Consider the following 20,725-nt stretch of genomic DNA (forward strand, 5'->3'; position numbering starts at 1 on the left):
GACCCACCTTAGTCCCCCGGAGCATGTTCCACCGGAAAATGCCAGATCCCTCACCCCTCACGCACACGTTGCGTAGTTTCGGCGTCACTCAGCCGAACCCCGAGGCGGGAGGGGAACAACGGTGCCCGGAATCGACGAGTGCCTGCTGGAAGCGATGCGACTGCCCGGTGCGCGGGGCGCAGCGCTGATCGACTGGACCAGCGGGCTGGCCCTGGGCACGGTGGGCGAGTCCCCGGGCGGGGACCAGGAGACGGCGGCGGTGGAGGTCTCCGAGATCGCCCGGCTGGCCGCCGAGCAGCACGCGTTCGCGCCCGACGACGATCCCGACGACGGTGCGGCCGCCGACGCCGATCCACCGGTCGAGGACCTGATCGTCAGCAACCGGGACAGCTATCACGTACTGCGGTTCGTGGGGGCGTCCTTCGACGGCAGCGTGTTCCTGCACCTGTGGCTGGCCCGCGCGGAGGGCAACCTCGCCCTGGCCCGCATCCGGCTGGGCGAGATGGCCGAACGGCTGGTGCTGGCATGACCACCGTCCGGATGACCGAGCCCCCGCGCCTGCCCGTGCGCAACAAGACGGCGGCCGGCGAGCGGGGGTGGGGCGGTGTCTCGCCGATGCTGACGCGGCTCGCCGCCGAGCGGGCCACCGGAGTGCTGGTCCGGGAGCGCGGCACGCTCCACCTCGCCGACGGCCTGGTCGTGCACGCCGAGAGCCCGTACGCCCCCGGCCTCGACACCCTCCTCATGGCCCACGGCACACTCACCCCCGAGGCCTGGCAGCAGGCGCGGACGGAGGCGGGCGAGGCCCACCGTGTCGGCCGCCACCTGGTCGACAGCGGCGGCGTCACCGCCGGCGCGCTGGAGGTGTGCCACCTGGCGGCCCTGTACGACGCCGCGTACTTCGCCCTCGCCCCGAGCAGCACCCCGGGCCGCTTCCGCTACGGCGCCACCCACTGGCTCGGCCCCGTCCACCCCGTGCCGGTGGCTGCCCTGGAGCGCGAGACGCTGCGCCGCCGCGACCTCCTGCACCGCATCTGGCCGGACCCGGCCGCGGACGAGGCCCCGCTGATCCGCGCCGACCCGGTGGCGGCCCCCGCCCTCACCCGACGCCAGCGGACGGTGCTGGCGCGGGTGAACGGCGCCAGCAGAGCCACGGAGATCGCCCGGGAACTGGGCCATCTGGCGTTCCACACCCTGGTGGACGTACGGCGGCTGACGGCGGCAGGCCTCGTGGCGCCGCACACAGGGCGCGAACCCCCGTCCGGCGACGCGGCCTCAGCAGCCACCGCGGAGTTGTCGCTCGATCCCCACATCACCCTGCTGAAGAGGCTCAGAGATGCGCTGGAGGCCCTTTGAGAGGAGACACCGGATGGCAGCCGACCCCCACGTGCTCGACGAGCTGCGCCGTCTGAGAGCCCGCGTCCCCCAGCTCACCGGGGCCCTGGTGAGCGGCGTCGACGGGCGCGTCATCGCCCAGGACACCCCCGGTGTCGACCCCGACGCCATGGCCGCGCTCTCCGCGACCGCGCACGGGGCCGCCAAGAAGCTGGCGGACGCGACGGGCCAGGGCGAGTTCCAGGAACTGCTCGTCCGCGGCATGTACGGCTACGCGTCGACGTACGCGGCGGGCGGCGGCGCCGTGCTGACCCTGCTCGCCCAGGACCGGGTGAACCTCGGCCGGCTCCTCCTGGAGGGCCGCCGCGCGGCCGCCCGCATCGGCGAACTCGCGGACAGCCGTACGGGACCCGCGAAGCAGGCCGCCAAGCCGGATCCCGAACCGGAGACCAAACCAGAGACCAAACCGGCCCCACCCGACGCCAAACCGGCCGCCAAGACGGCCGCCACACGGACCAGAACCCCGCGCGCACCACGCACCACAACCACCAACGCGCGTACCACCACGGAAAGTTGAAAGGACCGAGGAGCACAGTCATGGCCAATACCGAAACCGCACTGAAAGAGGCGCTCGCCTCCATCGAGGGCGCCACCGGCGTCGCGCTCGTCGACTACACCAGCGGCATGGCGCTGGGCACGATGGGCGGCAGCAAGAGCTTCGACCTCAACGTCGCCGCTGCCGGCAACACCGATGTCGTGCGCGCCAAGATGCGCACCATGGAGCACCTCGGGCTCAAGGGCCAGATCGAGGACATCCTGATCACCCTGACCGACCAGTACCACCTGATCCGGCTGATCAGCGGCCGCGGCGGCAACGGCCTCTTCCTGTATCTGGTCCTCGACATCAAGAGGTCCAACCTGGCGATGGCCCGCCACCAGCTGAAGAAGATCGAGGAGGACCTCGAGGTCTGACCGCCCCGCTACACGAGCGCCGCGGTGCGGCGGCGCGCCCCGCCCGGGGCCGCGTCGCCCGCCGCGATGCCCGTGCTGCGGTAGGCCCTGACCGCCTTGCCGGCCGGTCGGCCGCCGTTCCCGGCGAGCCAGTCGACCCGCACCCACAGCAGGGCGTCGTGGGCCCGTTCGCGCCGCCCGAGCCAGGCGGCCTTCAGCCGCAGCCCGGTGCCGCAGCCGGCGAGCAGCATGCCGCCCGCCGCGGGCACGGCGAAGGAGCCCCCGAGCGCGACCACGAAGGCGAGCAGCAGCCACCAGCGGTGCCCGCGGCGCCAGTTGCGCACGCTCACCGCACGGTCCTGGAGCACGTCGTGCTTGCCCGCGCGGGCGGCCGAGCGGGCGAGAGCGGTGTACCGCTTGCGGCGGGCGTACGACACCACGGCCGCCGCGACGATGAACAGCGCGGCACCGGCCATGACACCGACCCGCCGCCCCGTGACCCCCGGCACCAGCACCCCGACACCCGCCGCGAACACCCCGGCCCACCACAGCGGTGCGGCTCCGGCCCGTACGACGACGGCCACCCGAACCAGACCTTGAGCTCTGCCCTCTCCGCGTGCCACGTTCCGCCTCCTCGCCCTACGGCACAGTCCTCCGGCGGCGCAGGCTAGTGAGCGAAAGTGAGACGAGCCTTAAAGCGGCCGCACTGCACGGAAAGCCGTCTCACTGCACGGACAGCCGTCTCACTCCACGAAAACGCGGTATCACTCCACGAACAGCCCCCGCGCCGCCGCCCGCGCGTCGAACTCCTCCAGGCGGGCCTGCGCGTCCGGCAGGTCGTCGCACATCGCCTCCAGCAGGACGCGGCCCAGCAGCATCGGCGCGCAGGCGGTGTCGAAGGCGAGGCCCGTGCCGACGGCCGCGGGCAGCAGCAGGTCGGACACCTTGGCGACGGGTGCGAAGGCCGAGTCCGCGACGGTCACGATCGTCAGGCCCGCCTCCTTGGCGAAGGCCAGTGTGTCCACGACCTCGCGCGGATGCCGGGGCAGCGCGAAGCACAGCAGGGCGCTCGCACCGGCCCGTACGGCGGCCTCGATGCGGTCGTGGATCATCGTGCCGCCCTCGTTCAGCAGCCGTACGTCCGGGTGGACCTTGGCGGCGAAGTAGCCGAAGCCGTAGGCCTGGGAGGCGGCGGCGCGCAGGCCGAGGACGGGCAGGGGACGGGAGGCTGCCAGCAGGCGGCCCGCCTTCTGCACGGGCCGAGGGTCGGCCAGCAGCTCGGCGAGGTGCCTGAGGTTCTCGATCTCGGCCTCCACGGCCTGCTGGTACTCGTTGTACGAGCCGACGGCCGCCGCCTGTTCGGCAGGGGCGACCTCGCGCAGGTGCTTGCGCAGCGCCGGGTAGCCGTCGAAGCCGAGGGCGACGGCGAAGCGGGTCACGGACGGCTGGCTGACCCCGGCCAGTTCGGCCAGCTCCACGCTGGACAGGAACGGCACGTCGGCGGCCCGCCGCACCATGCTGTGCGCGATGCGCCGCTGGGTCGGCGTCAGCCGGTGCCCCTCGAAGAGCGCCTGCAGCCGCCCCGCCGGGCTGTCCATCACGCTCATGTCCCTCTCCGTGCTCATGACTCGCTCCCCCTCCAGATGTCCGTGAACCGGTCCAGCAGTGCGGCCGCCGCCGTCACGTCGTCCGTGAGCGGCCGGTCGGCCAGGTCCGCCGCCAGTACCGACTCGGCGAGCTCCAGCGCACGGCCCACCGGGAGGTCCGGTTCGGGTCGCAGATCGCGCTGGCGCAAGGCCCGTACGGCGGCGACGAGTTCGCAGCCGACGACGAGACGGTACGCGCGACAGGCGCGCAGCGTCTGGCGTGCGGCGAGCGAGGCGAAGCTGGCCTGTTCCTCGACGCCCCGGGAGAGTACAGCGTGGCCGAGCGAGGCGGGGGCGGAGAAGGCCCGCAGATCGCCGAGGGCGGCTCCGGCGGCGTACTCGAGGATCATCACGCCGGAGGAGGCGGGCACCTCGTCGGCGAGGAAGGGCCGCAGGCGGGTGAAGGCGGGCTCGTTGAGCGTGGAGAGGCGGGAGGTCGACAGCCGGGCCACCTGGGTGAGGGCCAGCCTGAAGTGGTCCAGGGCGAGGGCGAGTTGGGCCTGGTAGAAGCCGCCGTGGTGGTAGGCGGCCATGTCCTGGGGTGAGATCAGCGGGTTCTCGGCGGCCGCGTTGATCTCGATCGCGACGACCTCCTCCAGGCCGTCCGCGGCATCCAGCGCGGGTCCGTGGATCTGGGGCAGACAGCGGAAGCCGTACGGGTCCTGGATCCGGCCGAGGGGAGGAGTCGGGTGGTCCGCGGCGCCGATCAGCTCCCGCATCCGGCGGGCGACCTCGCTGGACCCCCGGTGCGGGCGGGCGGCGTGCACGGGGGCGGCGTACGCCTCGTGCGAGCCGTCGACGGCCAGCAGGGAGAGGGCGGCGACGACCTGGGTGGCCTGCACGAGCCCGCGCAGTTCGTGCAGGGCGAGGGCGGCCTGGCCGAGGGTGAGGGCGTTGCTGCTGATGAAGGCCAGGGCGTCGTTGTTGTCGAGCTGCTGCGGCTTGGGTGCGCCCGGCCCCCGCCAGGGGTGCTCACCGGCGAGCGCAAGGCCCGCCTGCGCGAGGGCCGCGATGTCGCCGGTGCCGACCGACCCGAACTCGTTGACGACCGGATGCGCCCCGCTCTCCAGCGCCTCGCACAGCGCCGTGACGACGGTGGGCCTGAGGCCGGCGCCGCCCGCGAGCAGCTGGTTGGCGCGGACGGCGAGCATCGCCCGCACCTCCCGCGCGGGCAGTTCGTCGCCGATCGCGCCGGCATGGCTGCGCAGCAGTCTGAGGCCGTGCTCGGCGGCCGCCTCGGTGGGCACGTCCTCGTTCCGGTTGGCGCCCACGCCGGTGGAGCGGCCGTAGACACGTCCGGTCGCGGCGATCTGCCGGGCGGCGTCCCAGGTCTCCTCGACGCGCCGCATCGCCTCGCTGCCGGGGACGGGCCGCGCGCTCCCGTCGGCGAGGCGCACGACGTCCGCGACGCCGAGACCGACCCCGTCGAGGACGACGAGCCCGGTACCCCCGGAGAACGCCGTTCCCGGCGTGTCCACGATCCGAGACGACATAAGGCCCCAAACTCCCCTCAAACCGGACACTCGATCTTGCTCTTCGGTCATCCGTTACCTCGGATTAACACCAACCCGTTGACAACCTATTCAGCTACCAAGAACTCTGCATGACGTTATACAGCCGGGCAAGGGACAACTCATGATCCAGTTCGACGCGGTCCACAAGCGCTTCCCCAACGGCACGACAGCAGTCCACGACCTCTCCCTGGAAATTCCGGAAGGGGGCGTGACGGTCCTCGTCGGATCTTCCGGTTGCGGCAAGACGACCACCCTGCGGATGGTCAACCGCATGGTAGAGCCGACCTCCGGAACCATCCGGGTCGGCGGCAAGGACGTCACGCGGCAGGACGCCGCCGAGCTGCGCCGCTCCATCGGGTACGTCATCCAGCAGTCAGGTCTGTTCCTGCACCGCACGGTGCTGGACAACATCGCCACCGTGCCGCTGCTGCTGGGCCACGGCCGCCGCAGGGCGCGGGCCCGCGCCGCGGAGCTGCTGGAGACCGTCGGCCTCGCCGCCGACGCCGGCAAGCGCTACCCGCACCAGCTCTCCGGCGGCCAGCAGCAGCGCGTGGGCGTGGCCCGCGCCCTGGCCGCCGACCCGCCCGTCCTGCTGATGGACGAGCCCTTCGGCGCGGTCGACCCGGTGGTGCGCACCCAGCTCCAGGACGAACTCCTGCGCCTGCAGAAGGAGTTGAGCAAGACCATCGTCTTCGTCACGCACGACGTCGACGAGGCCGTGCGGCTCGGCGACCAGATTGCGATCTTCCGCACCGGCGGCCATCTGGTGCAGTGCGCCACGCCCGCCGAGCTCCTCGCCCGCCCGGCCGACGACTTCGTGGCCGACTTCCTCGGCGCCGAGCGCGGCCTGAAGCTGCTCTCGCTGAAGACCCTCGCGGACGTCCCGCAGGGCCCGGCCCCCGAGGGCGGCGCCTGGACCCTCGTACTCGACGAGGCACGCAAGCCCGTGCACTGGGCGCCGAAGGACACGAAGGACGCCGAGATCCCCGTACGACCGCTCAGGAACGGCGACTCGCTCCTCTCCGCCCTCAACGAGTCCCTCGCCTCCCCCACCGGCCTGGTGGCTCGCGTCGACGCGGACGGCGTCCTCACCGGCGTCTCGTCCCGCGACGACATCCACGAGCACGCCGGCCGGGCGCACACGGAAGCCCGGGTGGCCGCATGACCATCGACTGGTCGTGGATTGGCGACCACACCGACGACCTGACCAGCCTGACGATCTCCCATCTCCAGGCCGCCCTGACCGCCGTCTTCTTCGGCGTCCTGATCTCGCTGCCGCTCGCGGTGGTCGCGCACCGGATCCGCCCCCTGCGCGGCTTCCTGCTCGGCTTCTCGAACGTCCTGTTCACGATCCCGTCGATCGCGATCTTCGTACTCCTGCTGCCGATCAGCGGTCTGACTCGCACCACCACGGTCATCGGCCTGACGGTCTACACCCTGGTCGTGCTGCTGCGGAACACGGTCGAGGGCCTCGACTCGGTCCCCGCGAAGACCAAGGAGGCGGCCAAGGCGATGGGCACGCGCCCCCTGCGCACGCTCCTCACCGTCGAGTTCCCCCTCGCGCTCCCCGTGATCATGGCGGGCGTCCGTATCGCGACGGTCATGTCGATCTCCCTGGTCTCGGTCGCGACCTACATCGGCGACGGCGGCCTCGGCCAGCTCTTCACCGACGGCTTCCAGCGCAACTTCCCGACCCCGGTGATCGTGGGCGTGGTCCTCACGATCCTCCTCGCCGTGGTCGCGGACGCCCTGCTGGTCGCCGTCCAATACGTCCTGACCCCGTGGCGGAGGCGGCGAGCCTGACATGTACGAACTCCTCAAGAACCTCGGCAAGTGGCTGACCAGCGGCGCGAGTTGGTCCGGTTCGGACGGCATCGCCCACCGCCTCGCCGAGCACCTCCAGTACTCGCTCCTCGCAACGCTCATCGCGGCCGCCATCGGCCTCCCCCTCGGCCTCCTCATCGGCCACACGGGCAAGGGCGCCTTCGTCGCGATCAACCTCTCGTCCTTCGGCCGCGCGCTGCCGACCGTGGGCCTGGTCGTCCTGGTCTTCCTGGCCGGCGGTCTGTCGATGCTGCCGGTCTACGTGGCGCTGGTCGCCCTCGCGGTCCCGGCGATCGTCACCAACACCTACGCCGGCATGACGGCCGTCGACCCGGACGTGAAGGACGCGGCACGGGGCCAGGGCATGCGCGGCCACCAGGTCCTGTTCCAGGTCGAGTTGCCCCTCGCGCTCCCCCTGATCATGACGGGCCTGCGCCTCGCCCTGATCCAGGTCGTCGCCACGGCCACCATCGCCGCATACGTCTCCTTCGGCGGCCTCGGCCGCTACGTCTTCGACGGCCTCGCCCAGCGCGACCTCGTACAGGTGCTGGGCGGTGCGGTGCTGGTCGCCGTGGTCGCCGTAACCCTCGACCTGCTGCTGAGCACCCTCCAGCGCTTCCTCTTCCGCCACCGCACCGCCTAGGGCGCACAGACAACCGCTTAGGAATCCAGACCATGAACCGACGCACCCTCATCGGCGGCCTGTTCGCGGCCGCCTCCGTCCCCGCCCTGTCCGCGTGCGCGAGCGGCATCACCTCTCTCGACAGCCAGGGCTCCGCCTCCGGTGGCGGCGGCTCCAGCAAGGGCGGAGTCACCATCGGCACCGCCAACTTCACCGAGAACCAGGTGCTGGGCTACCTCTACGCGGCCGTTCTCCAGCAGGCCGGCGTGAAGGTGAAGGTCCGCCCCAACCTCGGCACCCGCGAGATCGTGATCCCCGCGCTCAAGGCGGGCGACATCGACCTGCTGCCCGAGTACCAGGGCGCCCTCCTCAACTACCTGGCCCCGAAGGACACGTCCGCGGAGCCGGGCACCATGCAGAACGCACTCACCCTGGCGATGCCCGGCGGCCTCCAGGTGCTGCCGTACGGCCAGGCGGCCGACTCCGACTGCTTCGTCGTCACCCGGGCGACCGCGCGGAAGTACGGCCTGACCACGCTCGCCGACCTGAAGAAGCAGAACGGCAAGCTGGTCATCGGCGCGGCCCCCGAGGTGAAGAAGCGCCAGGTCGGCGCGGTCGGCCTCAAGGACGTCTACGGCGTGGAGTTCAAGGAGTTCAAGTCGCTCGACTCCGACGGCCCGCTGGTCAAGGGCGCCCTGAAGAAGGGCGACGTGGACGTGGCGAACCTCTTCACCACCGACACCGACATCGCCGCCAACGACTGGGTGGTGCTGTCCGACCCGAAGAACCTCATCCCCAGCCAGCACATCGTCCCGCTGATCGCCGACCGCAAGGCCGACGACAGGGTCCGCAAGGCCCTCGCCAAGCTCGGCAACGTCCTGACCACCGAGCAGCTCACCCAGCTCAACAGCCAGGTCGACAACGACAAGAAGGACCCGGAGGACGTGGCCAACGCGTATGCGAAGCAGCACGGGCTGGCCTGACCGACTGGGGATCAAGCAGCGGTATCGCGGGGTCGATGATCTGACGACGAATCGGCCAAGTGTCGTTAAACGGGCACTCAGGGTGACTGATCGCGCGCATACGGTGAACGTGCGCTATTGGCACACCACCTGAGGAACCGTCATGGCCTCGAACCGCAGGGCCTTCCTGACAGCCACGGCCGCCGCCGGCGCGCTGGCCGCCGCCCCCGCGTCGGCGGCCCCCGCCGCACCGGACGACCGTCCCCGCCCGACGACCGCCCACGCCGCCCTGGCCGAACTGCTCGCCGGCAACCGGCGCTACGCCACCGGCCTGTCCCGCCACCCCGACGAGGGACTCCTGCGCCGGCACGCGCTCGCGGCCGGGCAGCACCCGTTCGCGGTGGTCGTCGGCTGCATCGACTCCCGCGTACCGCCGGAACTCGTCTTCGACCAGGGCCTCGGGGACCTGCTGTGCATAAGGACCGCCGGCCAGGTGCTGGACGAGGCGGTCCTCGGATCCATCCAGTACGGCGTCGAGGAGCTGCGCATCCCGCTGGTGCTGGTGCTCGGGCACGAGCGCTGCGGGGCGGTCGCGGCGACCCTGGACCACCTGCGCACCGGCGCCCGGGTCCCCGGCCACCTGGAGCTGCTGGTCGACGAGATCGCCCCGGCGGCCCGCCGCACCCGGGCGCTGCCCGGCGACTGGGCCGAACACACCATGCGGGCGAACACGATCTGGGTACGGGACGCGATCCGAGCGGATTCCGCGTTCGCGGCGGCCACGGTGACAGCGGCCAGGTTCGACCTGGACACCGGGCTCGTATCCCTTCTGCCCTGAACCCCGAGTTCAACGGCACCCGGCGCTCCCGGCTGTGCCCACCCGTTCCGCCCTGCGGAACGACTGCCCACAGCGGTCCCGATAGCGGTACCCACCGCGGTCCCCCCACACAAAGAGACCCCCGTAATGACCACGCACCCCGCCCGCGCCCTCTCCGTCCTGCCCTCTGCCGCCGACCTCCGCTCCATGACGCGCGCCCCGCGCCGCGACCTCCTCTGCGGCCTGACCGTTGCCGTGGTCGCCCTTCCCCTCGCCCTCGGTTTCGGGGTCACCTCCGGGCTCGGTGCCGCCTCCGGGCTGGTCACCGCGATCGTCGCCGGGGCGCTCGCCGCGCTGTTCGGCGGCAGCGCACGCCAGGTCAGCGGGCCCACCGGCGCGATGACCGTCGTCCTGGTCCCGATCGTCCACCACTACGGCGCCGACGGCGTCCTCACCGTCGGCCTGATCGCCGGGCTCATGCTGCTGGGGCTCGCCTTCGCCCGGGCCGGATCCGCCATGGCCTACGTACCCGCGCCCGTGATCGCCGGTTTCACCATCGGCATCGCGGCGGTGATCGCCCTCCAGCAGGTACCGAACGCGCTCGGCGTGCCGCTCCCGCACGGCGAGGAGGTGGCCGTCGTCGCGGCACGCGCGGTGGAGGAGTTCGGGGCCGCGCCTCAGTGGCCTGCCCTGCTGCTCGCCCTGGGTTCGGCCGTGCTGATGCTCGCGGGGGCCCGCTGGAAGCCGACGGTCCCCTTCTCCCTCGCGGCCGTCGCCGCGGCCACCGTCGCGGCCGAGGCCCTGCACCTGCACGTCACCCGCATCGGCCAGCTCCCGCCCTCCCTGCCGGCCCCCTCCCTCGCCTTCCTCGACGTCTCCCGCATCCCCACCCTCCTCGCCCCCGCAGCCGCGGTGGCCGCGCTGGCCGCCCTGGAATCGCTCCTGTCCGCCTCAGTGGCCGACGGGATGCGCCCGGGCGAGCGCCACGACCCCGGCAAGGAGCTCTTCGGCCAGGGCATCGCCAACCTCGCGGCCCCGCTCTTCGGCGGCGTCCCGGCGACGGGCGCCATCGCCCGCACCGCGGTCAACGTCCGTACCGGCGCGACCTCCCGGCTGGCCGCCCTCGCTCACGCCGTGATCCTGGCCGGGATCGTCGCGGTCGCCGCCCCGCTGGTGGGCCGCATCCCGCTGGCCGCGCTGGCGGGCGTACTGCTCGCGACCGCCGTACGGATGGTGGAGACGGACGCGGTACGGGCCATGGCCCGCGCGACCCGCGGCGACGCCCTGGTCCTGGTCCTCACCGCGGCCTCGACGCTCGCCCTCGACCTGGTGCGAGCCGTACTGATCGGTCTCGCCGTCTCCGTCCTCCTGGCCCTGCGCGCAGCCGTCCGCGGCACCCGCCTCACGCCCGCCGCGGCTGACGAAGTGGCCGGCGGGGCGGGCACGGTGACGTACCGCTTCGACGGCCCGCTCCTGTTCGCCGCCGCCCACCGCTTCCGCCGCAGCCTCGCCGACGTGCAGGGGGTCGCGGCCGTCGACCTGCGCCTGTCGGGCCTGACGGCGGTGGACGCGACCGGCGCGCTGGCGCTGAAGGACGTGGTGGGCGATCTGCACGGCCGCGGCATCGAGGTCAGCATCACGGGTGTGGAGCAGGACCACCGCAGGGTCCTGGAGTCGTTCGGCGTCCTCCCGGTGAACCCCATCCCCAACAGGGGGGCTATCCCCAGTGCGGCGGGCGCCCCGGCTCCCTAGCGTGGATTCCCATGACGGGAATGTGGACGGAGACCGGGATGGACGCGCGGGACGCCGAGCTCAAGAAGGAACTCAACGCCACCCTGCAGGCGCGCAGGGAACTGGGCGAGGAGTACGAGTCCGCACTGGTCGACTCGTTCCTGGAGAAGGTCGACCAGCGCATCGACGGCGCGGTCGAGCGCCGGGTGCGCCGGCAGCTCGCCGAGCAGCAGATGGTGGTGGCCCGGGGCTCCCGGGCGCCGAGGCCGACGGACTCCTGGGGCGAGCGCTTCGGCTTCGGCATCGTCTCGCTGGTCCTGGCGATCCCGCTGTCCGCGATCGGCGGCGGCACCGGCCATCTGCCCGGACTGTTCGTCACCTGGGCCGGCATCGTCGGCGTGAACGCCTTCCAGGCCGTCCGCGCCAACGCGGGCCTCTTCGGCCGCCGCCACAGGTCCGCGAAGTCCACCAAGGACGACGACCGCTGGGAGGACTGACCTCTCACGCCTGCCGGGTCGGCAGCACCATGATCTGCCGCAGGTTGACGTGCCGGGGACGGCTGCTCACATACGCCACGACATCGGCGACCTCCTCGGACGACAGCGAGCCCAGCGCATCGACCATCCCGTCGACCTGCTCCCGCAGCGAGTCGCTGTCGATGTGCTGGGCCAGCTCGGTCGCCGTCAGCCCGGGCTCGATGTTGGTGACACGCACGTCACGCGGCCCGAACTCGCCGCGCAGGGACTGCGAGAGATAGGTGACGGCGGCCTTGGTCGCCCCGTACACCGCGTAGTTGGGGAAGGTGATGTGCGCGCCGACGGACGAGATGTTCACGAGGTCCGCGGTGCGGCCGTCCGCGGCCGTGCCCACCAGATCACCGGTGAAGGCGCGGATCACCCGCAGCACCCCGCCGACATTGGTGTCGAGCATCCGCTGCCACTCGTCGACCCGCCCGTCGTCGACGGGGTTCGGCAGCATGACACCGGCCGAGTTGACGACCAGGTCGACGGTCCCGTAGGCGGCATGGATCCGCTCGACGGCCGCGTCCACCGACCCGGCGTCGGTCACATCGGCGGCCACGGCGAGCGCCTGCCCGCCGTCCGCCCGGATCTTCTCCACGATCGCGTCCAGCCGCTCCCGACGCCGGGCCAGCAGCGCGACCCTGGCACCCTGCGCGGCCAGGAGTACGGCAACGGCCTCGCCGATCCCGCTCGCGGCCCCGGTGACGACTGCGGTACGGCCGGCCAGGTTCTCGTACGACATGAGTGCTCCTCCGCAAGGAAGCCGTCCGGGCATCTCCCGGCGACGCCAACCACTCTGCGCCGCCCGGCGGGCCCTACCCAGGGATGAGCTTTTCCTGGGTCTGCCAGTACCAGGTTCGGCTCCGGCCGCTGCCCTACGATCGAACCCATGGACGGGGACCTCGGAGATTTCCTGCGCTCGCGCCGCGCCCGCATCCAGCCCGAGGAGGTGGGGCTGGCCTCGCACGGGCGGCGCCGCGTGCCCGGCCTGCGCCGCGAGGAGGTGGCGCAGCTGGCCGGAGTGAGCGTCGACTACTACATCCGCCTGGAGCAGGGCCGCGGGCCGAGCGTCTCGGACGCGGTTCTGGACGCCATTTCGCGCGTACTGCGACTGGGCGAGGAGGAGCACGCGTATCTGTACGCGGTGGCCCGGCCGCAGAAGAAGCGCGAGCGGCGCCGGGCCGCGCCCCGAGTTCGCCCGGGCATCCAGCTGCTGCTCGACGGCATGCCGCACAACCCGGCGTTCGTCCTCGGGCCCGCCATGGACGTCCTGGCCTGGAACGCGCTCGCGGACGCCCTGAGCGGCTTCAGCCGCATGGCCCCCGCCCGGCGCAACATCGTCCGTCAGGCCTTCCTGACCCCCGAGGGCCGGGACATGTATCCCGACTGGGCCGCGGTCGCCGCCCAGACCGTGGCCCATCTGCGGCTGAACGCGGGCGCCCGCCCCGACGACCCCGGCCTGCGCGAACTCGTCGGCGAGCTCTCCCTCAAGAGCGAGGACTTCCGCCGCCTGTGGGCCGACCACCAGGTCAAGGCGTGCATGTACGGCATCAAGCGCGTCCGGCACCCGGTCGCGGGCCTGCTGACCCTGCCGTACGAATCGCTGTCGGTCCCGGGGGAACCGGACCAGACGATCGTGGCGTACACCCCGGAGCCGGGCTCGGAGACGGCCGAACGCCTTGCCCTGCTGGGTAGTTGGGCCACCACGGGCGCATAACCGCGCCGCAGAGGGGCTGAAAAAGATATGCGCGGGGACCGCCGCACCCCCGTTGCCGGGGGGCGGGACGACGGCGGTCCCCGCGAGGGACGTTGACCGGGTCAGGGCCGGGTCTCACGTCCGGGCGTCCATGGAGGTCCGGGAGCCGCTCCGGAGGTCCTTGGACGTTTCGGTGTCGGCTGGGGCGGGGAGCCGCTCCCGCCCTGCCGACACCCACTAATGTGCCGGACCCGTGTTAAGCGTGTGCTGCGTGGACGTGACGCCCTCGTACCACTTCCGCGAAGTCCACCAATTAGGTAGGCAAAAGGAAGTTCGCCGTCGGCACGGTCCGTTCACCGGACGTTTGCCGCTACTTCCCGCCCTTGGCGAGGAAGGCCAGCAGGTCCTGCCGGCTGACCACACCGGTCGGCTTGCCCTCGACGAGGACGATCGCCGCGTCCGCCTTGCCCAGTACGGCCATCAGGTCGCCGACCGGCTCGCCGGAACCGACCTGGGGCAGCGGGGCCGACATGTGCTTCTCCAGCGGGTCCTCGAGGGAGGCCCGCTTGGTGAACAGGGCGTCCAGCAGCTCCCGTTCGACGACGGAGCCCACGACCTCGGCGGCCATGACGTCGGGGTGACCGGCGCCCGGCTTCACGATCGGCATCTGCGAGACGCCGTACTCGCGCAGCACCTCGATGGCCTGGCCGACGGTTTCGTCCGGGTGCATGTGGACGAGGGACGGGATGGCGCCGTGCTCCTTGTCGTTGAGGACGTCGGCGACGCGGGCGCTGGAACCCTCGTCCTCGAGGAAGCCGTAGTCGGCCATCCACTCGTCGTTGAAGATCTTGGAGAGGTAGCCGCGCCCGCTGTCGGGCAGCAGCACCACCACGACGCCGTTCTCGTCCAGCCGCTCGGCGACCCGCAGGGCCGCCACGACCGCCATGCCGCAGGAGCCGCCGACGAGGAGCCCCTCCTCCTTGGCGAGCCGGCGGGTCATCTGGAAGGAGTCCTTGTCGGAGACGGCGACGATCTCGTCGGCGACGGTCCGGTCATAGGCGGTGGGCCAGAAGTCCTCGCCCACCCCCTCGACGAGGTAGGGCCGCCCGGAGCCGCCCGAATAGACGGACCCTTCGGGGTCGGCGCCGACCACCTGCACCTTCCCGTCACTGGCGTCCTTCAGATACCGCCCGGTCCCGGAGATGGTGCCGCCGGTCCCCACGCCCGCCACGAAGTGGGTGATCTTCCCCTCCGTCTGCTCCCACAGCTCGGGGCCGGTGGAGTGGTAGTGGGAGAGGGGGTTGTTGGGGTTGGAGTACTGGTCGGGCTTCCAGGCGCCGGGCGTCTCGCGCACGAGCCGGTCGGAGACGTTGTAGTAGGAGTCCGGGTGCTCGGGGTCCACGGCGGTCGGGCACACGACGACCTCCGCCCCGTACGCCCGCAGCACATTGATCTTGTCGGTGCTCACCTTGTCCGGGCACACGAAGATGCACTTGTACCCCTTCTGCTGCGCCACGATGGCCAGGCCGACGCCGGTGTTCCCGCTGGTCGGCTCCACGATCGTCCCGCCGGGCTTGAGCGCGCCGCTCTCCTCCGCCGCCTCGATCATGCGCAGGGCGATGCGGTCCTTCACGGAGCCGCCGGGGTTGAAGTACTCGACCTTGGCCAGGACGGTTGCCCGGATGCCCTTGGTCACGTTGTTGAGCCTCACCAGCGGGGTGTTGCCGACGAGACTGATCATCGAGTCGTGGAATTGCACCGTTGTCTCCGGATGCTTGCAAAAGAAGTGGTCGTGATTGTTCCGTCAGCCTACGGCTCACAAGAGCCGTTCACGCGCCGTTGAGATTGGTGAACGGCCTGTACGGGGCAAGGAGTGGATGTACGGCTACGAGGAGGTGGCGGCGACGTATGACGAGCATGTCGAGGGCGAGGGTGGCCCGGCGGATCGCGGCCGGCGCGGCATACGGCGGTGGCGGGATCGGACTGGCCGGCGCAGCCGCCGTCGGTCTGCTGCTGGCCGAGGTCCGGATGGCCAGGCGCCATGTGGGCAACGGCTCCGGCGGGCGCGTCCCGGTCGCGGACGGCCTGTACGGCAACACGTACTCCACCCCCGACGAACCGCCCCTGCGCCTGACGATGCTCGGTGACTCCACGGCCGCGGGCCAGGGTGTGCACCGGGCGGGCCAGACACCGGGCGCGCTGCTGGCGTCCGGGCTGTCCGCGGTGGCGGAACGCCCGGTGGAACTTCACAACGTGGCCCTTCCGGGGGCCACGTCCGACGATCTGGACCGCCAGGTGGCGCTGGTCCTGGCGAACCCCGCGCTGGTGCCGGACATCTGCGTGATCATGATCGGCGCGAACGACGTCACCCACCGCATGCCGCCGACCCGCTCGGTCCGCCACCTCTCGTCGACGGTACGGCGGTTGCGTACGGCCGGTGCGGAGGTGGTGGTCGGCACCTGCCCCGACCTGGGCACGGTGGAACGGGTCCAGCAGCCCCTGCGCTGGCTGGCCCGCCGGGCTTCGCGTCAGCTGGCGGCCGCCCAGACGATCGGCACGGTCGAACAGGGCGGCCGCACGGTGTCCCTTGGCGACCTTCTCGGCCCGGAGTTCGAGGCGAACCCCCGGGAGCTGTTCGGCCCCGACAACTACCACCCCTCGGCGGAGGGCTACGCGACGGCCGCGATGGCGGTGCTGCCGACGGTGTGCGCGGCCCTGGAGCTTTGGCCGGCGGAGGAGGAACGCCCCGACGTCACCCGTCGCGAGGGCTTCCTGCCGGTGGCAAAGGCGGCCGCGGAGGCCGCCTCCGAGGCAGGCACAGAGGTCACGGCAGCGATGCCGACGGGACCGCGGGGGCCGTGGGCCCTGCTCAAGCGCAGGCGCCGCCGCCGCGTACCGGAACCGGAACGGGCCCCGGTGCAACAGCCGTCCCAGTGATCTCGCCCCCGCGAAAAAAGCAAGCGCTTAGAAAATTGCGGTCAGGGTCACACCCCGACACGGGTGACCGTGAAGGTACGTACGGGTAACTTCCCAACCAGCCCTGCCCAGAAGAACACCCCCCGTACGCCAATGGAGCCGTGATGCCCGAAGCCGTGATCGTCTCGACCGCCCGCTCCCCCATCGGCCGCGCCGTCAAGGGCTCCCTCAAGGACCTGCGCCCCGACGACCTGACCGCCACGATCATCCAGGCCGCCCTCGCCAAGGTCCCCGAGCTGGACCCGCGCGACATCGACGACCTGCACCTCGGCTGCGGCCTCCCCGGCGGCGAGCAGGGCCACAACCTCGGCCGGATCGTCGCCGTACAGATGGGCATGGACCACCTCCCGGGCTGCACGATCACCCGCTACTGCTCCTCGTCGCTCCAGACGAGCCGCATGGCCCTGCACGCCATCAAGGCCGGCGAGGGCGACGTCTTCATCTCGGCCGGCGTCGAGATGGTCTCCCGCTACGCCAACGGCAGCTCCGACATGCCCAGCGGCCGCAACCCCCTCTTCGCCGAGGCCGAGGCCCGCACCGAGGCCGTCGCCCAGCAGGAGGGCACCACCTGGCACGACCCGCGTGAGGACGGCCTGCTCCCCGACCCCTACATCGCGATGGGGCAGACCGCCGAGAACCTGGCCCGCCTCAAGGGCATCACCCGCCAGGACATGGACGAGTTCGGCGTCCGCTCGCAGAACCTCGCCGAAGAGGCCATCAAGAACGGGTTCTGGGAGCGCGAGATCACCCCGGTGACGCTCCCCGACGGCACGGTCGTCTCCAAGGACGACGGCCCGCGCGCCGGTGTCACCCTGGAGGGCGTCTCGGGCCTGAAGCCGGTCTTCCGCCCCGACGGCCTGGTCACCGCGGGCAACTGCTGCCCGCTGAACGACGGCGCCGCCGCGGTCGTCATCATGTCCGACACCAAGGCCCGCGAGCTCGGCCTCACCCCGCTCGCCCGCATCGTGTCGACCGGTGTCTCCGGACTCTCCCCGGAGATCATGGGCCTCGGCCCGGTCGAGGCCAGCAACCAGGCCCTGCGCCGCGCCGGCCTCACCATCGACGACATCGACCTGGTCGAGATCAACGAGGCGTTCGCCGCCCAGGTGATCCCCTCCTACCGCGACCTGAACATCCCGCTGGAGAAGCTGAACGTGAACGGCGGCGCCATCGCCGTCGGCCACCCCTTCGGCATGACCGGCGCCCGTATCACCGGCACGCTCATCAACTCCCTCCAGTTCCACGACAAGCAGTTCGGCCTGGAGACGATGTGCGTCGGCGGCGGCCAGGGCATGGCGATGGTCATCGAGCGCCTCAGCTGACCCTCTGACCCACACCTCTCGGTAGCCAACTCGGCACCCACCGTGAGCCAATGGCCCGGAGTCCGGGAAACCCCGGCCCTCCGGGCCGTTTTGTGATCCAATCTCCCCCAGGATGTGACCTATCTCCCTTAGAAGAGGGATTTACGCAGGTCAAGGCTGATGCGCCACTAAACCCCGGACCCAAAGTCCTGCCCGTTTCGTGACGTTACGCACTGACAGCTGGTTAGTCCGCCCTTCAAGCTGATGTAGGAAGTCGGGGGTCGACTTTGAACCGGGAGTACGTCAGTGAGCGCCATGCCGATCGCCTTGCTGGTCACCACGGCCGCCACGGGCGCCGTGGGCGTCGCCGTCCTGCGCACGCTCATGGTGCTGCGCCGTGAGGTCGCGGCTCTGCACACCCAGCTCGCCGAGAGCCGCACCGCGCGCGGTCTCGTGCCGGCCGCCCGCCCCTCCTCCGAGGCCGACGAGATACGCGCCGCAGTGGCCGAGGCGCTCGCCGAGGAGCGCGAGCGGGAGCTGGCCGAGGCGCGCGCCTTCTGGGCCGCGCAGGAGGCCCGTGACGCCTCCGACGCGCCCTCGCTGCTGGGCCTGGCGGACAGCGAGCTGTTCCTGCCCCGGCAGGCCGATTTCATGGGCCTGGAGCCGGTGAGCGAGCCGACCGCGGACGCCGACGAGTTCGCGGGGGACTCCCCCGAACTGGCCGCGGCCCGCCGCCGCCACCCCTCCCACCCGGACTTCGTCCCGGTCCAGTCACCGGTCGTGAACGACCACGAACGCACGGTGGCCACCCTCGAGGAACTCGCCGCCTCCCGCGTGGAACTGGCCGACGTCCGCCCGGGCCCCCTCGGCACCCTCGACGTCTACGTCTTCGCCGACGGCACCACCCTGTGCATGACCCCGGGCCACCGCGAAACGGCGGAACGTCTCGCCTCGGCCCTGCGGGCGGGCGAAACCCCGGTACTGCTCGGCGGTTCCGGAATCTCGGGCGCGTACACGCTGACGTTCGAGTGCGGCGAGGAGAACGTCTACATCCTGGCGGACAGGGTCATAGCGTCGCTGTAGGCCGCCGGGCAGTCGCGCACAAGCCTCAGACCCCCGCCCGCTGCTGCGCCTCCTCCACCAACCGCACAGCCTCATCCACCTGGCCCTCGTCACTCAGCACGAGGGCCAAGTCATGCACAGCGACGGTGATTTGGTCGGCGGCGGCGAACATCCCGGCGTCCGGCATCTCCCGCGGCTCAGCGCCCGGCTCCTCCAGAACCTGCGCCCGACAGGACAGTTCCCGGGCCAACCCCAGAGCCTCAGCGGCAGCGCCCCGCTGCAGCCGGCTCTGCGGGGCGGCCCGCAAACGGTCGGCAAAGTGATCAACGGCACGAGTCAAGGGCGTCGTATCAACCACGAAGTGGAGCGTACGCGTCCCATCCTGACTGTTGCCAACGGGCGAACGCTCAGGCACGGTGACCTGAAGGACCGGCTTACATCCCCTTTTCGTCCGGAGGCGCCGATGTCCCAAGTCTTCTCCGAGGAGACCCATCGCAACCTGCTCGCCCGCATCCCCCATTGCACCGGTCGTGAAGTGTCCGACTGGCTGCGCACCGTCGACGAAGGCCCCGCCCTCTTCCGCTTCGAGGAGAAGGTCAGCTGGCTCCGCCATGAACACAACCTCGCGTACGGCCACGCGAAGGCGATCATCCACGAGTACGACCTGAGGAGGGCCGCGCGCAAATTCCTCTAGCGCGCACTGTCTGGACGACGAAGAAGGGCCCCGGTAAGACCGGGGCCCTTCTTATGTCGGCGGTCGGCCGAACCAGCCGTACGGCCAGTCGTTGCTGTTGAGGATCTAGTCGTTGCTGTTGAGGATCGCGAGGATCCGCAGGAACTCCATGTAGATCCACACCAGTGTCAGCGTCAGACCGAAGGCTGCCAGCCACGCCTCCTGGCGGGGCGCGCCGTAGGCGATGCCGTCCTCGACCTGCTTGAAGTCGAGGGCGAGGAAGCAGGCGCCGAGGATGACGCCGATGACGCCGAAGAAGATGCCGAGCCCGCCGCTGCGGAAGCCGAGGCCGTCACCGCCGCCGAAGACGGCGAACAGCAGGTTCACCATCATCAGCAGTACGAAGCCGAGCGCGGCCGCCATCACGAAGCCGTAGAAGCGGCGGTTGACGCGGATCCAGCCGGCCCTGTAGGCGACCAGCACCGCGGCGAAGACCGCCATCGTGCCGATCACGGCCTGCATGGCCGCGCCGCTCGCGATGCGGTTGTCGACGACGCTGGAGACGACGCCGAGGAAGACACCCTCGAACGCGGCGTACGACAGGATCAGCGCCGGCGAGGCCGTGCGCTTGAAGGACTGGACGAACGCCAGAACCATGCCGACCAGCGCGGCGCCGATGCCGATGCCGTAGGACCGGCCGATGTGGGCGTCGTCGACCGGCAGCAGCGCCCAGGCGAGCGCGGCCGTCACGATCAGGGTGCCGAGCGTGGACGCCGTGCGCAGCACGACGTCGTCCATCGTCATCCGGCCGGTGGTGGCCGGGGCCTGCGGCGGTGCGCCCTGCTGCAGGCCCTGCTGGGCGTAGGGGTTCTGCGCGTACGGGTTGCCGGTCGGCTGGGCGTACGGGTTGCCCTGCGTGGTGACAGCGGGACCCCCGGCCTGCGGCGCGGTGTTGAAGCCCGCGTAGCCGTTGTCGCGGCTGAACCCCCGTCGCGAGAAGACCGGGTTTCTGCTCCTCATTGCACTCCTCCATGGCCGCCGTGCGCGGCCTTGAGCATCAAGGGTAATGGGTAGGCAAAGGATTGACCCTAGTG

23 protein-coding genes are annotated in these 20,725 nt (G+C 71.4%); 16 read left to right on the forward strand and 7 right to left on the reverse strand.

Features of this window, described 5'->3' with window-relative positions; all coding sequences use genetic code 11:
• Positions 1–121: 121 nt before the first annotated feature.
• From ACFY10_RS18765 to ACFY10_RS18780, 4 genes are read left to right on the forward strand one after another with little or no spacing between them, the layout of a single operon-like run.
• Positions 122–529 carry a hypothetical protein gene (locus ACFY10_RS18765; protein ID WP_390666250.1) on the forward strand — a complete coding sequence of 136 codons (408 nt, stop codon included), beginning with the start codon at positions 122–124 and terminating at the stop codon, positions 527–529.
• Positions 526–1,356 carry a transcriptional regulator gene (locus ACFY10_RS18770; protein ID WP_390666251.1) on the forward strand — a complete coding sequence of 277 codons (831 nt, stop codon included), beginning with the start codon at positions 526–528 and terminating at the stop codon, positions 1,354–1,356. Before ACFY10_RS18765 ends, ACFY10_RS18770 begins: the two co-directional genes overlap by 4 nt.
• Before the next feature lie 13 nt (positions 1,357–1,369).
• Entirely contained in the window at positions 1,370–1,912 is a 543-nt protein-coding gene (locus ACFY10_RS18775; RefSeq protein ID WP_390666252.1) for a roadblock/LC7 domain-containing protein, read from the forward strand.
• A gap of 20 nt (positions 1,913–1,932) precedes the next feature.
• Positions 1,933–2,307, forward strand: a complete 375-nt coding sequence (locus tag ACFY10_RS18780) for a hypothetical protein (RefSeq protein WP_390666253.1) — start codon at positions 1,933–1,935, stop codon at positions 2,305–2,307.
• An 8-nt stretch (positions 2,308–2,315) separates the two neighbouring features.
• Here the strand turns inward: ACFY10_RS18780 and ACFY10_RS18785 are convergent, their stop codons facing one another.
• From ACFY10_RS18785 to ACFY10_RS18795, 3 genes are all read right to left on the reverse strand, one after another.
• Entirely contained in the window at positions 2,316–2,909 is a 594-nt protein-coding gene (locus ACFY10_RS18785) for a hypothetical protein (protein WP_390666254.1), read from the reverse strand.
• Between the two features lie 141 nt (positions 2,910–3,050).
• Positions 3,051–3,911 (reverse strand): MurR/RpiR family transcriptional regulator, encoded by an 861-nt coding sequence (locus tag ACFY10_RS18790; RefSeq protein ID WP_390666255.1) that lies wholly within the window; start codon positions 3,909–3,911, stop codon positions 3,051–3,053.
• A complete protein-coding gene (locus ACFY10_RS18795) occupies positions 3,908–5,425 on the reverse strand; it encodes an aromatic amino acid ammonia-lyase (protein ID WP_390666256.1) in 1,518 nt (505 codons plus the stop codon). The genes ACFY10_RS18790 and ACFY10_RS18795 overlap by 4 nt, the downstream gene beginning before the upstream one ends.
• 142 nt (positions 5,426–5,567) lie before the next feature.
• Here ACFY10_RS18795 and ACFY10_RS18800 point away from each other — a divergent pair, with 142 nt between their 5' ends.
• The 7 genes from ACFY10_RS18800 (at position 5,568) to ACFY10_RS18830 (ending at position 11,899) form a co-directional block, all read left to right on the forward strand.
• Entirely contained in the window at positions 5,568–6,611 is a 1,044-nt protein-coding gene (locus ACFY10_RS18800; RefSeq protein WP_390666257.1) for an ABC transporter ATP-binding protein, read from the forward strand.
• Complete coding sequence (locus tag ACFY10_RS18805; RefSeq protein WP_390666258.1) at positions 6,608–7,249, forward strand: ABC transporter permease; 642 nt, start codon at positions 6,608–6,610, stop codon at positions 7,247–7,249. Before ACFY10_RS18800 ends, ACFY10_RS18805 begins: the two co-directional genes overlap by 4 nt.
• Before the next feature lies 1 nt (position 7,250).
• Positions 7,251–7,913, forward strand: a complete 663-nt coding sequence (locus tag ACFY10_RS18810) for an ABC transporter permease (RefSeq protein ID WP_390666259.1) — start codon at positions 7,251–7,253, stop codon at positions 7,911–7,913.
• Positions 7,914–7,945: 32 nt separating this feature from the next.
• Entirely contained in the window at positions 7,946–8,875 is a 930-nt protein-coding gene (locus tag ACFY10_RS18815; protein ID WP_390666260.1) for an ABC transporter substrate-binding protein, read from the forward strand.
• A 142-nt stretch (positions 8,876–9,017) separates the two neighbouring features.
• On the forward strand, positions 9,018–9,692 hold the full coding sequence (locus tag ACFY10_RS18820) for a carbonic anhydrase (protein WP_390666261.1): 675 nt from the start codon (positions 9,018–9,020) through the stop codon (positions 9,690–9,692).
• Between the two features lie 126 nt (positions 9,693–9,818).
• Positions 9,819–11,423: a SulP family inorganic anion transporter gene (locus ACFY10_RS18825; RefSeq protein WP_390666262.1), complete on the forward strand. Its 1,605-nt coding sequence runs from the start codon at positions 9,819–9,821 to the stop codon at positions 11,421–11,423.
• Positions 11,424–11,461: 38 nt separating this feature from the next.
• The gene (locus ACFY10_RS18830; RefSeq protein ID WP_390666729.1) at positions 11,462–11,899 is read left to right on the forward strand and encodes a hypothetical protein; all 438 of its coding nucleotides are present in this window, start codon (positions 11,462–11,464) and stop codon (positions 11,897–11,899) included.
• Positions 11,900–11,903: 4 nt separating this feature from the next.
• On the opposite strand, the gene ACFY10_RS18835 is transcribed toward ACFY10_RS18830, so the two are convergent.
• A complete protein-coding gene (locus tag ACFY10_RS18835) occupies positions 11,904–12,665 on the reverse strand; it encodes an SDR family oxidoreductase (protein WP_390666263.1) in 762 nt (253 codons plus the stop codon).
• A 147-nt stretch (positions 12,666–12,812) separates the two neighbouring features.
• Between ACFY10_RS18835 and ACFY10_RS18840 the strand changes: the two genes are divergently transcribed.
• Entirely contained in the window at positions 12,813–13,640 is an 828-nt protein-coding gene (locus ACFY10_RS18840; RefSeq protein WP_390666264.1) for a helix-turn-helix transcriptional regulator, read from the forward strand.
• Between the two features lie 349 nt (positions 13,641–13,989).
• Here ACFY10_RS18840 and ACFY10_RS18845 read toward each other — a convergent pair whose 3' ends face one another.
• Positions 13,990–15,378: a cystathionine beta-synthase gene (locus ACFY10_RS18845; RefSeq protein WP_390666265.1), complete on the reverse strand. Its 1,389-nt coding sequence runs from the start codon at positions 15,376–15,378 to the stop codon at positions 13,990–13,992.
• Positions 15,379–15,527: 149 nt separating this feature from the next.
• On the opposite strand from ACFY10_RS18845, the gene ACFY10_RS18850 reads away from it, so the two are divergent.
• The 3 genes from ACFY10_RS18850 to ACFY10_RS18860 all read left to right on the forward strand — a co-directional run bounded on the left by ACFY10_RS18850 (position 15,528) and on the right by ACFY10_RS18860 (position 18,979).
• Positions 15,528–16,556, forward strand: coding sequence for an SGNH/GDSL hydrolase family protein (locus ACFY10_RS18850; protein ID WP_390666266.1), 1,029 nt, complete (start codon positions 15,528–15,530; stop codon positions 16,554–16,556).
• A 143-nt stretch (positions 16,557–16,699) separates the two neighbouring features.
• The gene (locus tag ACFY10_RS18855) at positions 16,700–17,917 is read left to right on the forward strand and encodes an acetyl-CoA C-acetyltransferase (RefSeq protein WP_390666267.1); all 1,218 of its coding nucleotides are present in this window, start codon (positions 16,700–16,702) and stop codon (positions 17,915–17,917) included.
• A 285-nt stretch (positions 17,918–18,202) separates the two neighbouring features.
• A complete protein-coding gene (locus ACFY10_RS18860) occupies positions 18,203–18,979 on the forward strand; it encodes a hypothetical protein (protein ID WP_390666268.1) in 777 nt (258 codons plus the stop codon).
• 25 nt (positions 18,980–19,004) lie between these two features.
• Here ACFY10_RS18860 and ACFY10_RS18865 read toward each other — a convergent pair whose 3' ends face one another.
• Positions 19,005–19,316, reverse strand: coding sequence for a hypothetical protein (locus ACFY10_RS18865; RefSeq protein ID WP_390666269.1), 312 nt, complete (start codon positions 19,314–19,316; stop codon positions 19,005–19,007).
• 105 nt (positions 19,317–19,421) lie between these two features.
• On the opposite strand from ACFY10_RS18865, the gene ACFY10_RS18870 reads away from it, so the two are divergent.
• The gene (locus ACFY10_RS18870) at positions 19,422–19,652 is read left to right on the forward strand and encodes a DUF4287 domain-containing protein (protein ID WP_390666270.1); all 231 of its coding nucleotides are present in this window, start codon (positions 19,422–19,424) and stop codon (positions 19,650–19,652) included.
• Between the two features lie 105 nt (positions 19,653–19,757).
• Here ACFY10_RS18870 and ACFY10_RS18875 read toward each other — a convergent pair whose 3' ends face one another.
• Positions 19,758–20,651: a Bax inhibitor-1/YccA family protein gene (locus ACFY10_RS18875; protein WP_390666271.1), complete on the reverse strand. Its 894-nt coding sequence runs from the start codon at positions 20,649–20,651 to the stop codon at positions 19,758–19,760.
• Positions 20,652–20,725 lie beyond the last annotated feature (74 nt).

Origin of the sequence: Streptomyces sp. NPDC001401, from assembly GCF_042895385.1 — a bacterium.
Classification (GTDB): domain Bacteria; phylum Actinomycetota; class Actinomycetes; order Streptomycetales; family Streptomycetaceae; genus Streptomyces.